The 20,255-nt window shown below is 67.7% G+C and carries 21 protein-coding genes; 13 read left to right on the top strand and 8 right to left on the bottom strand.

Annotation, left to right across the window (positions count from 1 at the left end; translation table 11 throughout):
• Window positions 1-4 precede the first annotated feature (4 nt).
• Entirely contained in the window at window positions 5-970 is a 966-nt protein-coding gene (locus tag FBZ88_RS18400; protein ID WP_145618635.1) for a ribonucleotide-diphosphate reductase subunit beta, read from the top strand.
• Window positions 971-1,088: 118 nt separating this feature from the next.
• Window positions 1,089-3,389: a tetratricopeptide repeat protein gene (locus FBZ88_RS18405; protein ID WP_186464475.1), complete on the top strand. Its 2,301-nt coding sequence runs from the start codon at window positions 1,089-1,091 to the stop codon at window positions 3,387-3,389.
• A gap of 18 nt (window positions 3,390-3,407) precedes the next feature.
• On the opposite strand, the gene FBZ88_RS18410 is transcribed toward FBZ88_RS18405, so the two are convergent.
• Window positions 3,408-4,721: an Nramp family divalent metal transporter gene (locus FBZ88_RS18410; RefSeq protein WP_088870964.1), complete on the bottom strand. Its 1,314-nt coding sequence runs from the start codon at window positions 4,719-4,721 to the stop codon at window positions 3,408-3,410.
• Between the two features lie 205 nt (window positions 4,722-4,926).
• Between FBZ88_RS18410 and panB the strand changes: the two genes are divergently transcribed.
• Window positions 4,927-5,757, top strand: a complete 831-nt coding sequence (gene panB / locus FBZ88_RS18415; RefSeq protein WP_145618637.1) for a 3-methyl-2-oxobutanoate hydroxymethyltransferase — start codon at window positions 4,927-4,929, stop codon at window positions 5,755-5,757.
• A 10-nt stretch (window positions 5,758-5,767) separates the two neighbouring features.
• On the opposite strand, the gene FBZ88_RS18420 is transcribed toward panB, so the two are convergent.
• Window positions 5,768-6,691 carry a lysozyme inhibitor LprI family protein gene (locus FBZ88_RS18420; protein WP_145618638.1) on the bottom strand — a complete coding sequence of 308 codons (924 nt, stop codon included), beginning with the start codon at window positions 6,689-6,691 and terminating at the stop codon, window positions 5,768-5,770.
• A 143-nt stretch (window positions 6,692-6,834) separates the two neighbouring features.
• On the opposite strand from FBZ88_RS18420, the gene FBZ88_RS18425 reads away from it, so the two are divergent.
• Complete coding sequence (locus FBZ88_RS18425; protein ID WP_145618639.1) at window positions 6,835-7,701, top strand: hypothetical protein; 867 nt, start codon at window positions 6,835-6,837, stop codon at window positions 7,699-7,701.
• Between the two features lie 159 nt (window positions 7,702-7,860).
• On the opposite strand, the gene minE is transcribed toward FBZ88_RS18425, so the two are convergent.
• From minE to minC, 3 genes are read right to left on the bottom strand one after another with little or no spacing between them, the layout of a single operon-like run.
• A complete protein-coding gene (minE, locus tag FBZ88_RS18430; protein WP_145618640.1) occupies window positions 7,861-8,172 on the bottom strand; it encodes a cell division topological specificity factor MinE in 312 nt (103 codons plus the stop codon).
• The gene (gene minD / locus FBZ88_RS18435) at window positions 8,169-8,984 is read right to left on the bottom strand and encodes a septum site-determining protein MinD (protein WP_088870968.1); all 816 of its coding nucleotides are present in this window, start codon (window positions 8,982-8,984) and stop codon (window positions 8,169-8,171) included. Before minD ends, minE begins: the two co-directional genes overlap by 4 nt.
• Before the next feature lie 47 nt (window positions 8,985-9,031).
• A complete protein-coding gene (gene minC / locus FBZ88_RS18440) occupies window positions 9,032-9,796 on the bottom strand; it encodes a septum site-determining protein MinC (RefSeq protein WP_145618641.1) in 765 nt (254 codons plus the stop codon).
• Window positions 9,797-10,772: 976 nt separating this feature from the next.
• Here minC and FBZ88_RS18445 point away from each other — a divergent pair.
• The 9 genes from FBZ88_RS18445 (at window position 10,773) to FBZ88_RS18485 (ending at window position 16,554) form a co-directional block, all read left to right on the top strand.
• Complete coding sequence (locus tag FBZ88_RS18445) at window positions 10,773-11,552, top strand: PhoH family protein (protein WP_040847915.1); 780 nt, start codon at window positions 10,773-10,775, stop codon at window positions 11,550-11,552.
• A 129-nt stretch (window positions 11,553-11,681) separates the two neighbouring features.
• Window positions 11,682-12,353, top strand: a complete 672-nt coding sequence (locus tag FBZ88_RS18450) for an SCO family protein (RefSeq protein ID WP_246134638.1) — start codon at window positions 11,682-11,684, stop codon at window positions 12,351-12,353.
• 100 nt (window positions 12,354-12,453) lie between these two features.
• A complete protein-coding gene (locus FBZ88_RS18455; protein ID WP_145618642.1) occupies window positions 12,454-12,966 on the top strand; it encodes a copper chaperone PCu(A)C in 513 nt (170 codons plus the stop codon).
• A 303-nt stretch (window positions 12,967-13,269) separates the two neighbouring features.
• A complete protein-coding gene (locus tag FBZ88_RS18460) occupies window positions 13,270-13,551 on the top strand; it encodes an AtpZ/AtpI family protein (protein WP_246138734.1) in 282 nt (93 codons plus the stop codon).
• Window positions 13,523-14,290, top strand: a complete 768-nt coding sequence (locus tag FBZ88_RS18465) for a F0F1 ATP synthase subunit A (RefSeq protein ID WP_088870972.1) — start codon at window positions 13,523-13,525, stop codon at window positions 14,288-14,290. Before FBZ88_RS18460 ends, FBZ88_RS18465 begins: the two co-directional genes overlap by 29 nt.
• A gap of 69 nt (window positions 14,291-14,359) precedes the next feature.
• Window positions 14,360-14,584 carry an ATP synthase subunit C family protein gene (locus FBZ88_RS18470; protein ID WP_088870973.1) on the top strand — a complete coding sequence of 75 codons (225 nt, stop codon included), beginning with the start codon at window positions 14,360-14,362 and terminating at the stop codon, window positions 14,582-14,584.
• A gap of 280 nt (window positions 14,585-14,864) precedes the next feature.
• A complete protein-coding gene (locus FBZ88_RS18475; protein ID WP_186464476.1) occupies window positions 14,865-15,518 on the top strand; it encodes a F0F1 ATP synthase subunit B family protein in 654 nt (217 codons plus the stop codon).
• Window positions 15,518-16,009, top strand: a complete 492-nt coding sequence (locus tag FBZ88_RS18480; RefSeq protein ID WP_145618645.1) for a F0F1 ATP synthase subunit B family protein — start codon at window positions 15,518-15,520, stop codon at window positions 16,007-16,009. Before FBZ88_RS18475 ends, FBZ88_RS18480 begins: the two co-directional genes overlap by 1 nt.
• 116 nt (window positions 16,010-16,125) lie before the next feature.
• Entirely contained in the window at window positions 16,126-16,554 is a 429-nt protein-coding gene (locus FBZ88_RS18485) for a DUF7079 family protein (RefSeq protein ID WP_145618646.1), read from the top strand.
• A 27-nt stretch (window positions 16,555-16,581) separates the two neighbouring features.
• Here the strand turns inward: FBZ88_RS18485 and FBZ88_RS18490 are convergent, their stop codons facing one another.
• From FBZ88_RS18490 to FBZ88_RS18500, 3 genes are all read right to left on the bottom strand, one after another.
• A complete protein-coding gene (locus FBZ88_RS18490; RefSeq protein WP_145618647.1) occupies window positions 16,582-17,118 on the bottom strand; it encodes a hypothetical protein in 537 nt (178 codons plus the stop codon).
• A 62-nt stretch (window positions 17,119-17,180) separates the two neighbouring features.
• The gene (locus FBZ88_RS18495; protein ID WP_145618648.1) at window positions 17,181-18,986 is read right to left on the bottom strand and encodes a M3 family oligoendopeptidase; all 1,806 of its coding nucleotides are present in this window, start codon (window positions 18,984-18,986) and stop codon (window positions 17,181-17,183) included.
• 53 nt (window positions 18,987-19,039) lie between these two features.
• Complete coding sequence (locus FBZ88_RS18500; RefSeq protein ID WP_211102716.1) at window positions 19,040-20,074, bottom strand: aromatic ring-hydroxylating oxygenase subunit alpha; 1,035 nt, start codon at window positions 20,072-20,074, stop codon at window positions 19,040-19,042.
• Between the last annotated feature and the right edge of the window lie 181 nt (window positions 20,075-20,255).

The following is a 20,255-nucleotide window of genomic DNA, read 5'->3' on the forward strand; positions in this document are numbered from 1 at the left end:
GCCCGTGCCCAGCCAGCTTTTGACCCCGAACCCCGTCTACAAGCCCTTCCGCTATCCTTGGGCCTATGAGGCCTGGCTGACGCAGCAGCGCCTGCACTGGATGCCGGAGGAGGTGCCGCTGGCCGACGACGTGAAGGACTGGCGCCAGAAGCTGTCGGACGGCGAGCGCAACCTGCTGACCCAGATTTTCCGGTTTTTCACCCAGGCCGACGTCGAGGTGAACAACTGCTACATGAAGAAGTACGCGGCGGTGTTCCAGCCGACCGAGGTGCAGATGATGCTCTCGGCCTTCTCCAACATCGAGACCATCCACATCGCGGCCTACAGCCACCTGCTGGATACCATCGGCATGCCCGAGGTCGAGTATTCCGCCTTCCTCCATTACAAGGAGATGAAGGACAAGTACGACTACATGCAGGAATTCACGGTGGACAATCCGGCCAACATCGCCAAGACGCTGGCGGTGTTCGGCGCCTTCACCGAAGGCCTGCAGCTCTTCGCCTCCTTCGCCATCCTCATGAACTTCCCGCGCTTCAACAAGATGAAGGGCATGGGGCAGATCGTGACCTGGTCGGTGCGCGACGAGACGCTGCACACCCAGTCCGCCATCCGCCTGTTCCGCACCTTCGTGGCCGAGAACCCGGACATCTGGACGGAAGCCTTCCAGAAGGATCTCTACGTCGCCTGCTCCACCATCGTGGCGCATGAGGATGCCTTCATCGACCTGGCGTTCGAGATGGGCGGCGTGCAGGGCCTGACGGCCGAGGATGTGAAGCAATACATCCGCTGGATCGCCGACCGCCGCCTGGTGCAGCTGGAGCTGCAGCCCATCTATCGCGTGGAAAAAAATCCGCTGCCGTGGATGGACGTCATGCTGAACGGCGTGGAACATGCCAATTTCTTCGAAAACCGCGCCACGGAATACAGCAAGGCCGCCACCGGCGGCAGCTGGGACGAGGCGTTCGACTGACCCGCCCGGCATGCGGGCGCGGTTCATTCGGGGGTAAGAAGGCGCCGGTGGTGACATCGGCGCCCTTTTTCGTTTTAGGATGCCGTCCGATGGGGCGGCTTTAGGGGTGGGGCGGGGCGTGAGTGACGACGGCCGGAAATTGATGCTGGCGGGCCAGTGGGCCGAAGCGGCAGCCCACTATAGCGCGGTCGTGACGGCGGCGCCGGATGACGCCGCGGCCTGGACCCACCTGGGCGTGGCGCTGCTGCAGCTGGGCTATGCCGAGGCGGCGGTGGATGCCTTCCGGCGGGCCCTGGCCGTGCGGGCGGACTTCATGCCCGCGCTGGCCAATCTGGGGGTGGCCTTGCACCGCCAGGGGCAGCTGGTCGAGGCCATCGAGGTCTACTGCGCCGCCGTGGCCGTCCAGCCGGGCAATCCCCAACTGCTCGTCAATCTGGGGAACGCCCTGGCCGATGCGGGCCGCGAGGACGAGGCCATGGCCGTCCGCCGCCAGGCCGCGGAATTGCAGGCGCCCTCGCCGCCGGCCGAGGAGGAGCCACGCCCGCCTGAGACGGACGGACGGCGGGACCAGGCGATCGAGCTGAATGCCATCGGCAACGCCCACCTCGCGGCGGGCCACGCCCAGGCCGCGCTGGACGCCTACGCCCAGGCCCTGGCTCTCTCGCCCGACTATGCCGACGCCCAGGGCAACCTGGGGAACGCCCTGCGTGGCCTTGGGCGCGTGGGGGACGCCATCGCCGCCTATCGGCGCGCGGTGGAGCTGGCGCCCGAGGACGCCGGGCACTGGTGCAACCTTGGCATTGCGCTGCAGGCTGATGGCGCGTTGGCGGAGGCGGCGGACATGGCGCGCCGTGCCCTTGCCCTGCGGCCGGATTTGGCCCTGGCCCATACCTGCCTGGGCGTGGCCCTGCGCGACATGAAGGAGCTGGACGCCGCCATCGACTCGCTCCGGCAGGCCGTGGCGCTGGACCCCGGGCAGTCCGACGCCATCCACGCGCTGTCGGGCTGCCTGGTGGAGCGGCAGCGCTGGGAGGAAGTGGAGGCGTTGGGGCGCGGCGCGCTGGCCCGCGACCCGCAGTCGATCGATGCCCATGTTTGCCTGGCCGTCGCCTTGCAGGGCCAGAACCGCCTGGAGGAGGCGCTGGACATGGCCCGGCGGGCGCTGGTGCTGCAGCCGGACAGTGAGCTGGCGCTGGGCGTGATGGCCGCCACCCTCCACGGATTGGACCGTAGCGGAGAGGCGCTCGCCGCCGCCGCCCGCGGCCTGGCGGTGGCACCCCGTAACGCGGACATGCACAACACCTTGGGAATCGTGCTGCTGGACGCCGGGCGGGTGGCTGAGGCGCAGACCTCGCTGCGCCGGGCCATCGCCCTCAAGCCCGATTTCGTCACCGCCCATGTCAACCTGGGCATGGCCTGCCTGCAGATGGGCCAGTTGGAGGAAGGCTGGGCGGAATATGAGTGGCGCCTGCGCGATGGGCACGAGACCCGGCTGTGGGACGTGATGCCCGAACGGGCTTGGCGCCCGGGCCAGGACCTGACCGGGCGCACCCTGACGCTGCATACCGAACAGGGCATGGGCGACCTGATCCAGTTCAGCCGCTATGCCGACCGGCGCTGGTGGGGCGGACCGGGACGCTCGGGCCCACCGGCCCGCATCGTGCTGCGCACGCCGCGCAGCCTGGCGGATTTGGTGGCCAGCGTGCCGGGCATCGACGCGCTGCTGGTGGGCGACGAGGTGCCGACGACCTGTGATGTGCATGCCCCCTTGCTCAGCCTGCCCTACCTGCTGGGCACCACGCTGGCGACGGTGCCGGCGGCGGTTCCCTATATGACACCGCCCGCCGCGGCCTTGGCCCGCTGGCGTGCCTGGTTCGCGGCGGAGGATGCGGACACCCGCGCGCCCGGCCTGCGGGTGGGGCTGGTCTGGGCCGGCAATCCCGGCCACCGGGGCGACCGTCATCGGTCCATCCATCAGCTGGCGGCGTTGATCCCCCTGTGGATGGTGCCCGGCGTGCGCTGGTACAGCCTGCAGGTGGGACCGCGCGCGGCCGACGTGGGGCAGATGCCGGCCGGGCGGATAACAGACCTGTCCACACGCCTGAGCGACTACGGCGAGACCGCGGCGGCCATCGCCAACCTGGACCTGGTGATCGCCGTCGACACGTCGGTCGCCCATTTGGCGGGCGCCTTGGGCAAGCCGGTCTGGCTGCTCATTTCCAACCGGCCGGATTGGCGGTGGATGCGCGATCGGACGGACAGCCCCTGGTACCCCACCGCCCGGCTGTTCCGCCAGACGCGCATGAACGACTGGTCCGGCCCGATGGCGGCCATGGCGGCGGCCTTGGCCGAGCTGGCGGCCCGGCATAGCGTGCCAGCGGCGCAGGAGGTGGCGTTCCGCCGCCTGTTCGGGCTTTAGCCCCTTCCGCCGCCGCCCTTACCCTGTGACCGTCTGGACGATCAGCACGCCGTTCAGGATGACTATGACGCCCGCCACCGCCCAGGCGGGGGCCAGCAGCCAGCGGGGCGCCGCCAGGCGTCCCATGACGCTCCGGTCGCCGCAGAAGCGGACGAGGGGAATGACGGCGAAAGGCAGCTGCAGGCTCAGCACCACCTGGGTGAAGATCAGCAGGGTGGTGGCCGCCGCGTCGCCGGCGATGGCCAGCACCAGCAGGGTGGGCACCAGCGCCAGCAGGCGGGTGATCAGCCGGCGCCACACCGGCTTCAGCCGCAGGGAGACGAAGCCCTCCATCACCACCTGGCCGGCCAGGGTGGCGGTGACGGTGGAGTTCTGGCCTGCGGCCAGCAGCGCCACCGCGAACAGCAGGCTGGCCAGCGGCGCGCCTAGCATGGGGGCCAGCAAGCGGTAGGCCTCCTCAATGTCCTCCACCAACGCCTGGCCGTGGAAGGCGGCCGCCGCCAGGATCAGGATGCCGGCGTTGATGAAGAAGGCGATGAACAGGGCCACCGTGCTGTCCAGCGTGGCGAAGCGGATGGCCTCGCGCCGGCCCTCCTCATCCCGGGGGAAGGCGCGGGTGCGCACCACGGCGGAGTGGAGATAGAGGTTGTGGGGCATGACGGTGGCGCCCAGGATGCCCACCGCCACGTACAGCTTGGCCGGGTCGCCCAGCAGGTCGGCCGTGGGCAGAAAGCCCGCCAGCACGGCGCCCACACCCGGCCGGCTCAACGCCACCTCCGCCAGGAAGCAGAGGCCGATCAGGGTGATGAGGCCCAGGATGAAGGCCTCCAGCCGGCGCACGCCCCGGTTCTGCAGGGCCAGGATCAGCAGGCTGTCGAACGCGGTGATGAGGGCGCCCACGATCAAGGGCAGGCCGAACAGCAGCTTCAGCGCGATGGCGGAGCCAATGACCTCCGCGACGTCGCAGGCGATGATGGCGATTTCGCACAATATCCACAGCAGGACGGCGGTGCGGGGGCCATACCGTTCCCGGCACAGCTGGGCCAGGTCGCGGCCGCTGGCGATGCCCAGGCGCACCGACAGGGCCTGCAGCAGCATGGCCATCAGGCTGGACAGCAGCACCACGGACAACAGCGTGTAGCCGAAGCGGGAACCGCCGGCGATGTCGGTCGCCCAGTTGCCGGGATCCATATAGCCCACGGCCACCAGATAGCCGGGGCCGGAAAAGGCCAGCAGCTTGCGCCAGAACCCCCCGGAGACGGGTACGCCGGCCGTGGGCTCCGCCGAGGGGCCGGGCCATTTGTCCTTGCTCGCGTCCACCGCCGACTGCATGCGCCGCCTTTTCTGGTCCTGGCTCTGGTCCGGGCCCGCCATCCGTAGAGGGCGGGCTAAAAGATTAACATAGCGAAGTTCTGGTGACGGAACGAGGGCGGGAGTGGTGCGCCGGCTGCGACGCGTCGCCATTCATTGGCGCGGCGCGCCGCTTTGGTGTAGGGATGCGGCGCAAAACGTCCTTCCCTTGAGGATCGCCACCGGGATGAGCGCCACCACCGCCGTGAAACGCTTGAGCGTTCCTGACATTTCCGCCCGCAAAGGGGCTACCCCCGTGGTGTGCCTCACGGCCTACACAGCCCCCATGGCCGGCCTGCTGGACCCGCATTGCGACGTGCTGCTGGTGGGGGATAGCCTGGGCATGGTGCTGTACGGCCTGCCCAGCACCCTGGGCGTCACGGTCGACATGATGGTGGCCCATGGCGCCGCCGTGGTGCGCGGCTCCAATCACGCCGCCGTGGTGGTGGATCTGCCCTTCGGCAGTTATCAAGAAAGCCCCGAGCAGGCCTTCCGCGTCGCCGCCCGCATCCTGGCCGAGACCGGCGCCACCGCCGTGAAGCTGGAAGGCGGGGAGGAAATGGCGACCACCATTGACTTCCTGGTGCGCCGGGGCATACCCGTCATGGGCCACGTCGGGCTGACGCCCCAGGCGGTGAACGTGCTGGGCGGCTACCGCGCCCGCGGGCGGAATGACGCGGAACAGGCCAAGATCCTGGGGGATGCCCGGGCCGTGGCCGAGGCCGGGGCCTTTGCCCTGGTGATCGAGGGGGTGGTGGAGCCGCTGGCCCGCCAGGTGACGGAACTGGTGCCCGTGGTCACCATCGGCATCGGGGCCAGTGCCGCCTGCGACGGCCAGGTGCTGGTGTCGGACGACATGCTGGGCCTGTTCGCCGATTTCACGCCCAAGTTCGTGAAGCGCTACGCCGATCTGGCCACGCAGGTGGGCGCCGCCGCCCAGGCCTATGCCGACGACGTCCGGGCCCGGCGCTTCCCCGGGCCCGAACATACCTTCGCCGAGAAGCGGCCGAAGGCCTAGGATATTTTATTTACTTCAGGGGCTTGTATCCGTCCGGGACGGCGTAGACGAAGGGCCGCTCGCCGAAGTTCACGCTGACCAGCCCATCCTTGATCAAACCGGCCATGGAGACGCTGGAGGTCAGCCCCATCACGGTGGGCAGGCGAACCGGGATCTGCAGGCCGCCCGTCTGTCCGGGCGCGCTTTTCCCCCAGCTGCCGTCCACGCGCGTATACAGCCAGCCGCCGTCCAGATCCACCGCCAGGCCCAGCACGTGCTTGGGTTCATTGGCGCGGTTGTGGCGTAGCTGCATCAGCGGGCCGTAGCTGCCCTCCTGGCTTTCCGCGCCGAAGAACAAGGCGGTTTCCGCCCGCTTGGCCACCGCGCCCATGTCGATGGTGGCCTCGACATACCACTTGCCGGTGCTGACCGGCTTGCCCCAGATTTCATAAAGGTCGCCGGACGCGGTGGCGGCCGGTACCTCCGGTGCCGGGGCCTTGCCCGCCTGTTCCGCCGCCAGCTGGGCCGAGCGTTCATTGGTGAAGCGGACGACGCAGACGGTCTTGGCACGGTTGGCCAGGATTGCCTGGAACCACTTCTCGCGGTCGCTTTCCTTGTTGTCCAGGCCGCAGGTCTCATCCCGCCGCTTCAGCCAGGCGCGCTGCTCATTGCGCAGGGCCAGCTTGCCGGCATCGTCCAGCTTGCTGCGCACTTCGCCATAGACGCGGTTGATCTCGGCGTCGGTACGGCGCAGGTCGGCGCCCAGGCACTGCACCTGCTCCTCCTCCGAAGCCGGCTGGTCGCAATTGGCGGCGCGGGTGGCGCCCGGATGCAGCACTATGCCCAGGGACAGGGTCAGAAGCGCGGCGCCCCTGACGATGGGGCGGTGGACCCCCGCGAACATGTTGATCCAGGACAGGCCGGCCACGATGCGCTCCCATACATTGCAGGTCATCCCTCTTATCACGACCGCCGGAAGGGGATAAGTCAGCAAAAGCCGGCTACCGAAAGGCGATGGGACACGCCGCCGGAGATTGACGAATGGGAACAGGCGTGCCTAGTATGTTCCTGTATTGTTCGATCTGGGTGGGAAAGATCATGGCGAAGGCGCGCAAGCCCAAGACGGCGGATGGGGCCGTGAACCAGATGGATTTGTTTGGTGCGCCGCCCCCGGTCGCGGTGAACGCGCCCACGCCCCTACGTCCCCGCCCACCCGCCGAACCGGCGCCAGCCGACCTGGATGACGCCGCGCTGCTGGCCCGGCTGCCGGACGCACCGCTCAGCAAGGCCCTGCTCCTGATCGCAGAGGCTGGGCGCCGCCGCCTGACCGCTGCCGTGCCTCTGCTGGGCCTGCGCCTGCGGCGGCTGGCCGGCTATGGTCTCAGCGGCCGGGAACCGGTGGCGGTGCTGGAGGCGCTGGCCGCTATCGGCGGGCCGCAGGCGACGGCCATCGTCGCCGGCCTGCTGGGTGGCGTGGGGCTGGCCGGCCCGGTGGAGGTGGCGGCCCTCACCGCCGCCGTGCGGCTGGAGGTGGCGCTGGACCGCAAGGTGCTGTTGCGCCTGCTGGGCACGGCGGACGCCGCCGCCCGGGCGGCGGCCTGCCGGTGTGTGCGCCAGGCGGAATTCCCCGTCATCGACGCGCTGGAAAGGTTGCGGGCCGATCCCGACCGGTCGGTGGCGACCGGCGCCGTTTGCGCCCTGGGCCGGCTGGGCCGGCCCACCGTGCGCGCCGACTTGGCGCAACTGGTGACGGCGGCGCCGACGCGGGAGACGGTGGCCGCCCTGGCCTCGGTCATGGATCATGTCGGCGTAGATGCCGACAGCCTGGTAGCCTTGCGTCGCGCCGCCCGCCATGCCGACCTGCGCGAGGTGGTGCTGGAGGCGCTGGACGGCTTCGACGACGCCCAGGCCACGGCGCTGGCCGCCAAGTTGCGTCAGCAAGCGGTGCAGGCGGACGCTGCCTGAAACGACAAAGGCCGGCCCCCGGGGACCGGCCTCTGCCGAGTTCATATCCGCCCAGCTCTCCTCAGACCAGTGACCGCTGGCCCCGGAGTGAGCACCGCAGGGCGGAACGAGGATAGCCAAGGCCGCGGACGCGGCCGCCGGCGCCTGAGGAACAAAAACTCAAGCGTTCCCGGCTGCCGCGACCTTGCCGCCGGCGGCGGCGCGGGCCGCCCCCTTGGCCGGCGCGGGCAGTTCCACGTTGACCTCCAGCGTGGAATAGCCGCTGGCCCGGTCCAGCTTCACCGCCACCTTGTCGTCGTCGATGGAGACGTACTTCTTGATGACGTCCAGCAGCTCTTTCTGCAGCTGGGGCAGGAAGTCGGGACTGTCGCGGCCGGCCCGCTCATGGGCCAGGACGATCTGCAGGCGTTCCTTGGCCTGGTCGGCCGCGGACGCCTTCTTGGGCGTGCGGAAGAAATCGAAGATGCTCATGCGGTCCTCCGCAGCAGCCGGTCGAAGAAGCCCTTCTTCTCCACTTTGACGAAGCGGTGCTCGATCTTCTCGCCCAGGAAGCGGCCCACGGCGTCGGAATAGGCCTGGCCGGCGTTGGACTTGTCGTCCAGCACCACGGGCATGCCGACGTTGCTGGCGCGCAGCACGGCGGGGCTTTCCGGAATGATGCCCAGCAGCGGGATGGCCAGGATCTCCAGCACGTCCTCGACCTTCAGCATTTCACCCTTTTCCACCCGCTCCGGGTCGTAGCGGGTGACCAGCAGGTGTTCCTGCACCGGGGCCTCGCCCTTCTCGGCGCGGCGCGACTTGGCCTGGATGACTCCCAGGATGCGGTCGCTGTCACGCACCGAGGAGACCTCGGGGTTGGTGACGATGATGGCGTGGTCGGCGAAGTACAGCGCCATCAGGGCGCCGCGTTCGATGCCGGCCGGGCTGTCGCAGATGATGTAGTCGAACTCTTTCTTGAGCTCGTTCAGGATCTTCTCGACGCCCTGCTCGGTCAGCGCGTCCTTGTCGCGGGTCTGCGAGGTGGGGAGGATGTACAGGTTCTCCACCCGCTTGTCCTTGATCAACGCCTGGCTGAGGCGCGCCTCGCCATTGATGACGTTGATGAAGTCGAAAACCACGCGGCGCTCGCACCCCATGATCAGGTCCAGGTTGCGCAGGCCCACGTCGAAATCGATGATGCAGGTCTTGAACCCCCGCAAGGCCAGGCCGGTGCCGAAGGCGGCGGATGAGGTGGTCTTGCCGACGCCGCCCTTGCCCGATGTCATGACGATGATCTTGGCCAAGAACGTCTCCCTTGGAAAAGAAGGTTACTGGGAAAACCGGCCGTGCGTCAGACGGTGACCGGATCGATGTGCAGGAAACCCTGGTCCAGGTAGATCTGGACCTGGCGGCGCAGGACGGATTTCTCCAGATCCTCGCTCACCCGGTACAGCCCGGCGATGGAGACCATCTCCGCCTCCAGGCTTTGGCAGAAGATGCGGGCGTTGTGGTCCCCCGCCATGCCCGCCAGCGCGCGGCCGCGCAAGGCGCCATAGACATGGATGTTGCCGTCGGCCACCAGCTCGGCGCCCGGCGACACCGACCCGATGACCACCAGGTCGCCGCCTTGGGCATACAGCTGCCGGCCGGACCGCACGTTCTCCCGCACCAGCAGGGTTGCCTTCTGGTAGGGCAGGTCGTGCGCGGGCGCCGGAACGGGTGCTGCGGCGACCGGTGCGTCGGCCACCGCCACAGGGCGGGGCGTCGCCGGCTGGGCGTCCGCCGTGGCACGGCCCTGCGGGAACACGGCCAGGCCCACGGCCAGCGCCGCCTCCTGCTGTTCACGGGTGCCGCCCTGCAGACCCACGGCGATCAGGCCCAGCGTGCGCAGCAGATCGCAGAAATTCTCGAAATCAAAGCCTTGCCCCGGGGGAAGATCATCCAGGTCCAGCACTACCGGCGCATTGCGGAAAAAATTGGGCGCCTGGCGCACCTTGTCCGACAGGGCGAAGAAAAAATTCTGGGCATGCGGGTCCGAGACCTTCAGCACCATCATGGTGAAATTGCTGCCGCGCAATTGGAACGGCGCGTCCCGGAATGCCACCTGGTTGCTCATCTCGCCCCTGACCCCTTAGTCCCTAATCTGCCTGACCATCACCCGTCCGCGCGTGGCCGGAACGTCCCTTGGCGCCCCAGCCGGGGGCAGGGGCCTGCGTCCGATCGCCCGCGGGGGGCAGAGGGTCCTCGAAATGCGACGGCACGTCCTTGCCGAACGGCAGGACGGCGCCCCAGGCCGGACCCATCGAAGGCGCGTTTCAAGACCAGATGGGCGCAGGCGTCAAGGGAATCCTCAGATCCACATTTTGAGCGGAAAGCGCCAGCCCACACAATATTTATTGAGTCTTAGTGCACCTTCGGGTGCCTGCACCTCCGGTGCGAACCTGGGTGGCGGGGGGCGGCCAAGGGGCAGCCTCTTGAATCGCGGGGGCGTTTTCGCCGCGGTGCCGAAACCGGCCGGCCGCACCGGCTCACGCCACCTTATCCCGAAAGGGCAAGGGCGGCCCGACTCGGGAATGTCTTCGCGGTTGGCTGGGTGCGGCGACTCGGGGTCTTCTGGTCACCACATGTGGTATGAATATTTGATGTATGCCCCAAGGCCTGCTGACAGATGCTCGCAGGTGCGGTAGAGTGCATACCAGGGTCGTCACTCAAGAATGACGGGTCGGGGTATTGCCAAACTGTGCGCCGCTGCCTGTGCTGTCGTGTGCCTGCCGGGGGAACGGACTTCCCCCGATGCCCCCGCCGCCGTTGACCCTTGAGGCCACCCGCAATCGGCCGCCATCGTCCCGCCGCATCGCACGGTCCGCGGCATCCGGCCCCGCGAGGGGATGCGGATCGCCCCATCCGGCGCCCCACGATGGCCCTCTCCAAACCGCATGCCCCGCTGACCTGGGGATGCGGTTTTTTCGTGCCCGGTCTCCGGCGCCCGGGGTCCCAACCCCCGGGGTCGCCCGGCACGCGGTTCCTGCCTGCCTAGTAACCTGGCCGCGGGCGTTCCCGCGGCTCAATTCGGTGTGACTGAGGAGACAGACATGGCCAAGCGTCCAGTGAAGGTGACTTCCGGCGGCTCCAGCTCCGACAAGGTGCGCCCGCTTTTCCCCGATGCGATGCCCGCCCGGGCCGCCAATGGGGCCGCTGGCGGCCCCGTCAGCGGCAGCTGGGACCCCATCGAGGAGCGGCGGGATCAGAGCTATGTGCGCAAGGTCAAACCGCAAAGCCCCAACCAGAAGGTCCTGATGGAGGCCATCGCCAGCCATAACCTGGCGCTGGCGCTGGGCCCGGCGGGCACGGGCAAGACCTACCTGGCCATTTCCAGTGCCGTGGAAGCACTGGAGGCCAACCGGGTGGACCGCATCATCCTCTCCCGCCCGGCCATCGAGGCGGGTGAGAGCATCGGTTACCTGCCGGGCGATATGGGGGAGAAGATGGCCCCCTTCCTGCGCCCGCTCTATGACGCGCTGAACGACCGCCTGGGCGGCAAGCGGCTGCGCACCCTGATGGCGGAAGGCACGATCGAGATCGCGCCGGTGGGTTTCATGCGTGGCCGCACCCTGAACAACGCCTTCGTCGTGATCGACGAGGCGCAGAACTGCACCTATGGCCAGATCAAGATGCTGCTGACCCGTCTGGGTTGGCACTCCACCATGGTGCTGACCGGCGACCCGGACCAGTCCGACCTGCTGAACGGGCTGTCCGGCCTGGCCGACATCGCCCGCCGGCTGGAGGCGGTGGAAGGCATCGCCGTGGTCCGCCTGAACGACCGCGACATCGTGCGCCACCCGCTGGTGGCCAGCATGCTGGGCGTCCTTTAAGCGGGTGGCCTAGACTTTAGAACCAGGGGCGGGCGGTGCCGATGGGTGCCGCCCGCCTTTGTTTTCAGGGCCGGGGCGCGCTAGGGTAAAGGGGACCCATCTTCCCGTCGCACGGGCGCCGCACATCCCATGGCCAAGAAACGTCTGATCCGCCTGCTGGTCACCCTGGTGCCGGCGCTCGCCTTCGCGGCCCTGGTGGCATGGTGGCTGGGGGCGCCGCCGTCCTCCCGCCCCGCCTCCAGCGCCAGCAGCACGGGTGCTGCCCCGGCCTCGGGCGGCGGCGGCCAGATCGTGCCGGGGGTAGCCGTGGGCGGCCCCTTCACTCTGGTGGACCAGTCCGGCAAGACGGTGACGGAGAAAAGCTACGCCGGTTCCTGGCGGCTGATGTTCTTCGGCTACACCTTCTGCCCGGACATCTGCCCCACCGAGCTGCAGGTCATGGCCCAGGCCATGGACCAGCTGGGGGCGGAGGGCGACAAGGTGCAGCCCATCTTCATCAGCGTCGATCCCGGCCGCGACACGCCGCAGCAGCTGTCGGATTACGTCGCCCAGTTCCATCCCCGCCTGGTGGGGCTGACCGGCACGGCCGCCCAGGTCTCCGCCGCCACGCGCGCCTGGCGGGTCTATGCCGCCAAGGTGGCCGGCGACGATCCGGAAAACTACCTCATGGACCATTCCACCTACGTCTACCTCATGGATCCGGACAACCGCCTGGCCACCATCTTCGCCCGGGGCACCACGGCGGAGGACATGGTGAAGGGCATCCGCGAGGCCATGGCCAAGGGGGCGGCCGGGAAGTAGGGGCTGGGAAGTAGGGCGCCGCTGGGCGCTTCTGTCCAATTGCGGCATCCGGCCCCGTTCGGGCAGAGGGGGCCCGTCGCATCCTCAATAGGGGCAAACCATGGTCCGCATCCGCTCCCTTCTCGCGTCGCTGATGATCGCCGCCGCGCCGGTGATGACCGTCGCGCCGGCCGTTGCCCAGGAGGCGCCCGCGCCCGCCATCGAGGCCACCGCCGCCTGGTCGCGGCCCACCATCCGGGGTGCCAGGGCCGGCGTCGCCTTCCTCACCCTGCACAACAAGGGGCCGGCCGACCGGCTGGTGGGGGTGGAGGCCGATGTGGGCAAGGTGGCCCAGATCCACATGGCGGAGGTGGTGGACGGAATTGCCCGCATGCGGCCCCTGGCCGATGGCGTGGCGCTGCCGGCGGGGGGCACGGTGACGCTGAAGCCCGAAGGGCCGCACATCATGCTGATGGGCCTGACCCAGCCCCTACAAGTTGGGCAGCGCGTCCATTTGACCCTGCGCTTCAAGGCCGCGGCGCCGTTGGCGGTGGAGGCGACGGTGCTGGCGCCGGGGGCTGAGCCGGGCATGGCTGGCGGTGCTACGCAGGGTGGCGCGCGCGGCGGCGGCTGAGCTTGTGGCATCACCCCCTTGCATGCCACGCGGGGCGCCAAAATAGTCCTTTAGAATCATGGGCTTGGCCCTGTACTTTTGCGACTTGACAGGGGGTGTACCGCCCCGTATGGTGCCGCCGCTTTCGCATGGCGACGACTCCATTGCGGCGGAAGGGGCATACCTCCAGGGGTTTAGACCTTGACGGACCAGACACCCCCGCCTTCCTTGGATGAGCTTGAGGCCCGATTGCGGGATGCGCGACGCGGTGCCGAGTCTTCCTCTTCCTCCCCCACACAGCGGAAGGATGAGGCGGGAAACGGCATGCTGGGCGTCGCGTTTCGTGTCGGTGCCGAGTTGGTCGCGGCGATGGTGGTCGGCGTCGGTGGCGGTTTGGTCATCGATCGCTGGCTGGGCACGTCGCCCTGGGGACTGATCGTGATGTTCGTCCTCGGGTCGGCTGCCGCGATGTTGAATGTATACCGGGCCGTCAACGGCATGGGATACGCGGTGGGATATCGGCGACCGGACACGGGCGCCAACTCAGGGGGCGGAACCAACTCCACCCCCAACAAGGATGAAGGTGAGGGGAATCGTGGCCACTGATCCGCTGCATCAGTTTCGCATCGAGCAGATCGTTCCTCTGCATCTCGCCGGGCACGACGTCTCCTTCACCAACTCCTCCCTCTACATGGTGGTCGCGGCCGTGCTTGTCACGGGCCTGCTGGTCGCCGGCACCGCGTCGCGCGCCCTGGTCCCCGGCCGGCTGCAGTCGGTGGCGGAGCTGCTCTACGAATTCGTATCGGGCATGGTGCGGGACAACGCCGGCGCCCAGGCGCGCCCCTACTTCCCGCTGGTGTTCTCGATCTTCGCCTTCGTGCTGTTCGGCAACATGATCGGGATGATCCCCGGCACCTTCACCTTCACCAGCCACATCATCGTGACCTTCACGCTGGCGGCCCTGGTGTTCGTGTTCGTGACCCTGGTGGCGCTGATCCGCCACGGTTTCCACTTCTTCAGCTTTTTCTTCCCCTCGGGCGCGCCCATCGCGCTGGCGCCCATCCTGATCCCCATCGAGATCATTTCGTATCTGATGCGGCCGGTCAGCCTGTCCATCCGACTGTTCGCCAACATGATGGCGGGCCACACCATGCTGAAGGTCTTCGCCGGCTTCACGATCACGATGATCGGGGCCCTGGGCGCCGTCGGCTGGCTGGCCGGCGCCGTGCCGGTGGCGATCAACGTGGCCCTGATCGGCTTCGAGATCATGGTCGCCTTCCTGCAGGCTTACGTCTTCACCATCCTGACCTGCCTCTACATCCGCGACGCCATCGAGCTGCACTAAGCCGCGATCGTCCGACCGTAGGGCCTGTCTTCACCCTTCAACCGTTCCATCACACAGAGGAAGTCTATAATGGATCCGCAAGCCGCTAAGTTCATCGGCGCCGGTCTGGCCATGTTCGCCCTGGCTGGTGTCGGCATCGGCATCGGCAACATCTTCGCCAATCTGATCGCCTCCGTGGGCCGCAACCCGGCCGCCCGCGCCTCCGTGTTCCCGATCGGCATTCTGGGCTTCGCGCTGACCGAAGCCGTGGCGCTGTTCGCGCTGCTGATCGCCTTCCTGATCCTGTTCGCCTAAGCCTGACCCTGGGCTTGATGGAACGGCCGCGGCGGCCAGCCCTTAGGGGAAGACCGCCCGCGTTTGAAGTAGGTTGAAGGGGCGGGGCCGGTATTATGCCGGTCGCCGCCCCTGAGCCCATGTTCGGGGCCAATGCGGCCGGCCGTATCGTCAACCCGCTTCACAGGTTCCGATCCGATTTCCGGCGATGGCCCGGTGCGGGATGCCTCATGGGCCAACACCCGTGATGCGATTTCAGCGCCAGCCTTTTCCGGGCGATCTCGCAAACAAGGTGATCTTCATGGTGAATCCAAGGCTCATGGTGTGGCTGAAGGGCCTTGCCGCCGCCGCCGTCCTGACGGTGGCCCTGGGCGGCACGCCGTCGTTCGCGCAGACGGGTGAAGAAACCGCCCACGCGACGGACAGCGTGGAGCACGAGGCTGGCGTGCATGACGAAAAGGGTCTGCCCCAGCTGAACACCAAGACGTTCGCGTCTCAGATTTTCTGGCTGGCCATCACCTTCGGCACGCTCTACGTGCTGGTGACCAAGGTCGGCCTGCCGCGCGTCGGTGCCGTTCTGGAGGCCCGCGAGGCCAAGATTTCCGGCGACCTGGACAAGGCCACGCAGCTGAAGGCTGAGACCGACGCCATCGTCGCCGCCTATGAGAAGGCGGTGGCCGAGGCCCGCGCCGGCGCCCACAAGCTGCTGAACGACACCGCCGCCACGGCCGACGCCGCGGCCGCCAAGCGCACGGCCGATGTCGTCGCCGGTCTGGCCGCCAAGCAGAAGGAAGCCGAGGCCCGCATCGAGGGCCAGAAGCAGACCGCTCTCGCCAACGTCCGCGCCGTGGCCGCCGAGGCTGCTGCCGCTGCCGTCGCCAAGCTGGCGGGTGTCGAGCCCGATCAGGCCGGCGTCGATGGCGCCGTCGATGCCGCCCTGAAGGAGCGTGCGTGATGTTCGATCTGCAGAATCCCACTTTCTGGGTTGGCGTCGCCTTCGTCGTCTTTTTCGCCCTGGTGATCTGGAAGGGCGGCTTCGGCGCTCTGGGCAAGAGCCTGGACGCTCGCGCCGAGAAGATCCGCCTGGAGATCGAGACCGCACAGAAGCTGCGCCAGGACGCCGAGGCGGCCCTGACCGCCTATCAGAAGAAGCAGCGCGACGCGATGAAGGAGGCTGACGCCATCATCGCCGCCGCCCGCGAAGAGGCCGACCGCATCCGCCAGCACGCGGAAGCGGACCTGGAGGCGACCCTGAAGCGCCGCGAGGCCCAGGCCCTGGAGAAGATCGCCCAGGCCGAGGCCGCCGCCCTGCAGCAGGTGCGCAGCCTGGCCGTGGACGTGGCCCTGGCCGCCACCGAATCGCTGCTGACCCAGACCATCGACCAGTCGCGCAGCGACGCCATGGTGGCCTCGGCCATCGAGGAGCTGCCCGGCAAGCTGCACTGATCCACTGATCAGAAGACACAGCCGAGTAGAAAAAGGGCGGTCCCATCGGGCCGCCCTTTTGCGTTAAGAATGATTGGCTATACGCTGTCGCATCGTACGTAGCTCAGGCGAATCTGATGGGCGAAGAAGACGACTGGTTTTCCGAAGCTCAACTGCAGGCGCGGCGCCCCGTCTGGAGCGCCCTGTCGGATATGTATCTCGATACGGATGTCTCGCTATCCCGCGAATGGCGGATCAAGATCCTTGCGGAATCGCCTTACAGCCTCGACGAACTGGACGCCATCCTCTGCGATGAAATCCATCCTGTCTGCATCTCCAACATGTTTGACGTGGCGGGAGAGTGGGCGGGTTTTGATCGTGTGTGGCTTGAGCGAGCCATAAGAGGCCGCTCGAATCGCGAAGAATGGGTACGACCGACAGGTTGGTTCTCACGACTTATGGGGCGAGCACGCCGCATAACAGTTGACGTCTATCCTGGGAACGAATGGGCGGCGACGCGGCATGGGATCATTGCCCTGCGAACTCAGGCCAGCGAACCGGCCTGAATCTCAATATTCCACTACTTCGGGCCCTTACTTCGGCTGGTATTCCACCACCGGCGCCACCTTGCGGACGGCCTTGCCGATGCTCCGGCGCAGGGTGACCTTGGTGTGGCCGGCCTTCCATTCGGCACTGGCCGATTCGGCGTCCTTTTGCCGGCCGGCGGGGGCGCCCAGCTGCTTCACCAATTGCGCGTCGGCACCGTCACCGCACTCCTTGGACGCTTCCAGACCGTAGAGGGTAACGCGGCGCAGCGCGTTCTTCTTCATCTCGAAATCCACGGCATAGACGCAGCCGCCCAGGCGCACGCTTTCCAGGCCGAACAGGTAGCGGACATGGGGGCCGTTCCCGATTTCGAACTCGCGTGCCTTGGGGTAGGCGGCCAGGATCTGCTTGTGGGTCATGCCCCAGGTGACCTGGCCCCAGCCGTTCAGGTCCTTGGCCTTGGCGGGCGGCTTCTTGGCCGTCTCGTGCTTGGGGTGGGCGGCCGCCAGCGCTGTGCCCGCGACCGCGCTGAAGGCCAAGGCCGCCAACAGGCCAACGCCCAGGCGGGAAATGCGATGGTTCATGGTTGTTGTTCTTCGTAACACGAGGAATGCCCCGAATCGGAAATGGACAAGCCGGCGGGCGCTCAGCCCAGCGCCTCCAGCTCATCGATGAAGCCCTTCAGCATGCCCAGGCCCTTGTGCCAGAAGGCCGGGTCGGTGGCGTCCAGGCCGAAGGGCGCCAGCAGTTCCTTATGCCGCTTGGTGCCGCCCGCCGCCAGCATCTCCAGATAGCGGCGCGCGAACGCCTCGGACCCGTTATGGGCCGACGCTTCCTCGAACGCGGCATAGAGGCTGTTCACCAGGCAGTCGCCGAAGGCGTAGGCGTAGACGTAGAAGGGCGAATGGATGAAGTGGGGGATGTAGGACCAGTAGGTGGCATAGCCCGCGTCGAATCGCAGCGCAGGGCCCAGGCTTTCCGTCTGCACCGCCTGCCAGATTTCGCCAAGCCGCTCCTCGGACAGTTCGCCCTGGCGCCGTTCGCTGTGGACGCGGCGCTCGAAATCGTAGAACGCCGTCTGGCGCACCACGGTGTTCAGCATGTCCTCCACCTTGCCGGCCAGCAGGGCGCGGCGGCGGGCGGGGTCGGTCTCGGCGGCCAATAGGCCACGGAAGGTCAGCATCTCCCCGAACACGCTGGCCGTCTCCGCCAGGGTCAGGGGCGTGTCGGACTGCAAATGGCCCTGGCCGCCCGCCAGCACCTGGTGCACGCCGTGGCCCAACTCGTGGGCCAGCGTCATGACATCCCGCGTCTTGCCCATGTAGTTGACCAGCAGATAGGGATGGGCGCTGGGCACCGTGGGGTGGGCGAAGGCGCCGGGGTTCTTCCCCGGTCGCACCGGGGCGTCGATCCAGGCGTTGTCGAAGAAGCGGCGGCCCACGCCGGCCAGGTCGGGGCTGAAGCGCGCGTAGGAAGACAGTACGATCTCCCGCGCCTCCTCCCAGGGGATGGTGCGCTCCGCGACGTCCGGCAGGGGGGCGTTGCGGTCCCAATAGTCCAGGGTGTCGCCGCCGAACCACTTGGCCTTCAGCTTGTAATAGCGGTGCGACAGGGCGGGGTAGCTGTCCTTCACGGCGCCCACCAGCGCCTCCACCACCGCGTCTTCGACGCGGTTGGACAGGTTGCGCGACGACCAGGGCTGGTCATAGCGGCGCCACTTGTCCTCGATCTCCTTGTCCTTGGCGAGCGTGTTGGTGATCAGGGCGAACAGCTCGATGTTGCGGCCCAGCACGGCGCCGATTTCGATGGCCGCCGCCTTGCGCGTGGCGGCGTCCGGCGCTGACAGCAGGTTCAAGGCCTCCGCCGAGGTCAGATCCTGGCCATCGATACGGAAGCGTAACGATGCCATGGTCTCATCGAACAGGCGGGTCCAGGCATTGCGGCCCACCACCGCCTTCTCATGCAGGAAGCGCTCCAGCTCATCCGACAGCTGGTGGGGGCGGAAGATGCGCACGTCGCGCAGCCAGGCGGCGTAGCGCCGCAGTTCCGGCGCCTTCAGCTTGGCATCGATGTCCTTGTCGGGCAGCTGGTTCAGCTCCAGCGTGAAGAACAGCAGGTGGACCGAGATTGCGGTCACCTTCTCCTGCATGGACTGGTGGAAGCGGGCGATGGCGCCATCGCTCTGGTCGCCGGCGTAGAGCAGGCCGGCATAGCTCATGATCCGCGTCAGCGTCTCATCCAGCGCCTCGTATGTGGCGACGGCCTGGCCCAGTTCCTTGCCCGACAAACCGGGTAGCTTGCCTGAATAGCGGCCGTGGAAGGCCTGGGCCTCGCGCTCCACCCGCTCCAGGTCCGCCCGCAGCCGTGGGCTGTCCGGCCCGCTGTACAGGTCGGACAGGTCCCAGTTGGGCAGGGTCCCGAGGTCGATGGTGGTTTCAGCGGTCGCGGTCATGTCCGGTCTCTCGTCAGCGAGCGGGTCGGACATGACTATAGCGGATCGACCCCTCAGCTGCGCCAGCGCAGGACGGTATCGCGCACGGGATTTTCGAAGGGGCGCTTCTCCTCCCGGGCGCGGCGGAACTCGTTCTTCAGCTGGTAATACCAGCGCGCCTGGGTGTCGGCGTCCTTGATCAGCATCAGGGTCGGGTCGTGGCGCAGCCCCTGCTGCTGCATCACCACCACGTCGCGGTCCTGGCCCAGGAAACGCTCCGCGATGGGGCGCAGCACCGGTTTCAGCAGGTTGGCCCAGGGCAGGGTCCAGTAGAACAGGTTGGTGATGCGGGTGTTGCCTTCATCCACCGGCGTCACCGCCGTGAGGTTCCAGACATTGTGCTTGCCGGTGGAGATGGTCTCCGTCCGGATGCCGGGCAGGCGGAAGGCAATCTCCGTCTCCGGCACGCCGCCCAGGATGGTGTAGGCGCGGGAGTTGCTGGACGGCCGGTGCTTCTTCATGACGAAGCCGTAGGGGCCGGGGCCGAAGGCCTTCTCCTTGGCATGAATGGACTTGGTGGAGCGCCAGAACCAGGACTGGTGGACGAAAGGCCCGTGGGCCGGGTCCATCAGGCCCACCACCGCGTGGTCCAGGTGGCAGGGGAAGTCCATGGACATGACCATGTCCGGCTGCTTGTCGGCGGGCAGGCCGGGCGGCTGCGGCGGTTCCTGGTCGGGCTCCCCGGCGCCCATCCAGATCCAGACGTTGCCGCTGATCTCCCGCACCGGATAGTTGCGCACGCGGATGCGGTTCAGGTCGAACTCCTGTCCCTTCACCAGCGAGGGGATGTCGGTGCACTTGCCCTCCCGGTCGAAGCGCCAGCCGTGGTAGCAGCACTCCACCTCCTTGCCGTCGAATCGGCCGCAGGACAGCGGTATGCCGCGGTGGGGGCAAATGTCGCGCAGGGCGAAGACGGCGCCCTCCTTGGTGCGGCCGAACAGCACCGGCTGGCCCAGCAGCGTCTGCGCCCGCATGGCGCCCACGGCCAGGGTGCGGCCGGGCATGGCGTAGTACCAGATGTCGTTCAGGAAAAAGTTCGGCTCGGCCAAGGCGTCGTCACCAGGTCAGGAGGGGAAGAATCAGGGGCCGCACTTTACATCGCCACCGGTTGGCGGCCAATGAGGCAGGTCAAGCAGCAGGGCAATCGCTTGAAGCGCTGGTTGACAGCGGAGCTGGCATAAGCGTGTAGCCTTCGCCGTAGAAGGATGATTCATAGGAAGCCATCGATTG

The organism is Nitrospirillum bahiense, from assembly GCF_007828025.1.
GTDB classification, from domain to species: domain Bacteria; phylum Pseudomonadota; class Alphaproteobacteria; order Azospirillales; family Azospirillaceae; genus Nitrospirillum; species Nitrospirillum amazonense.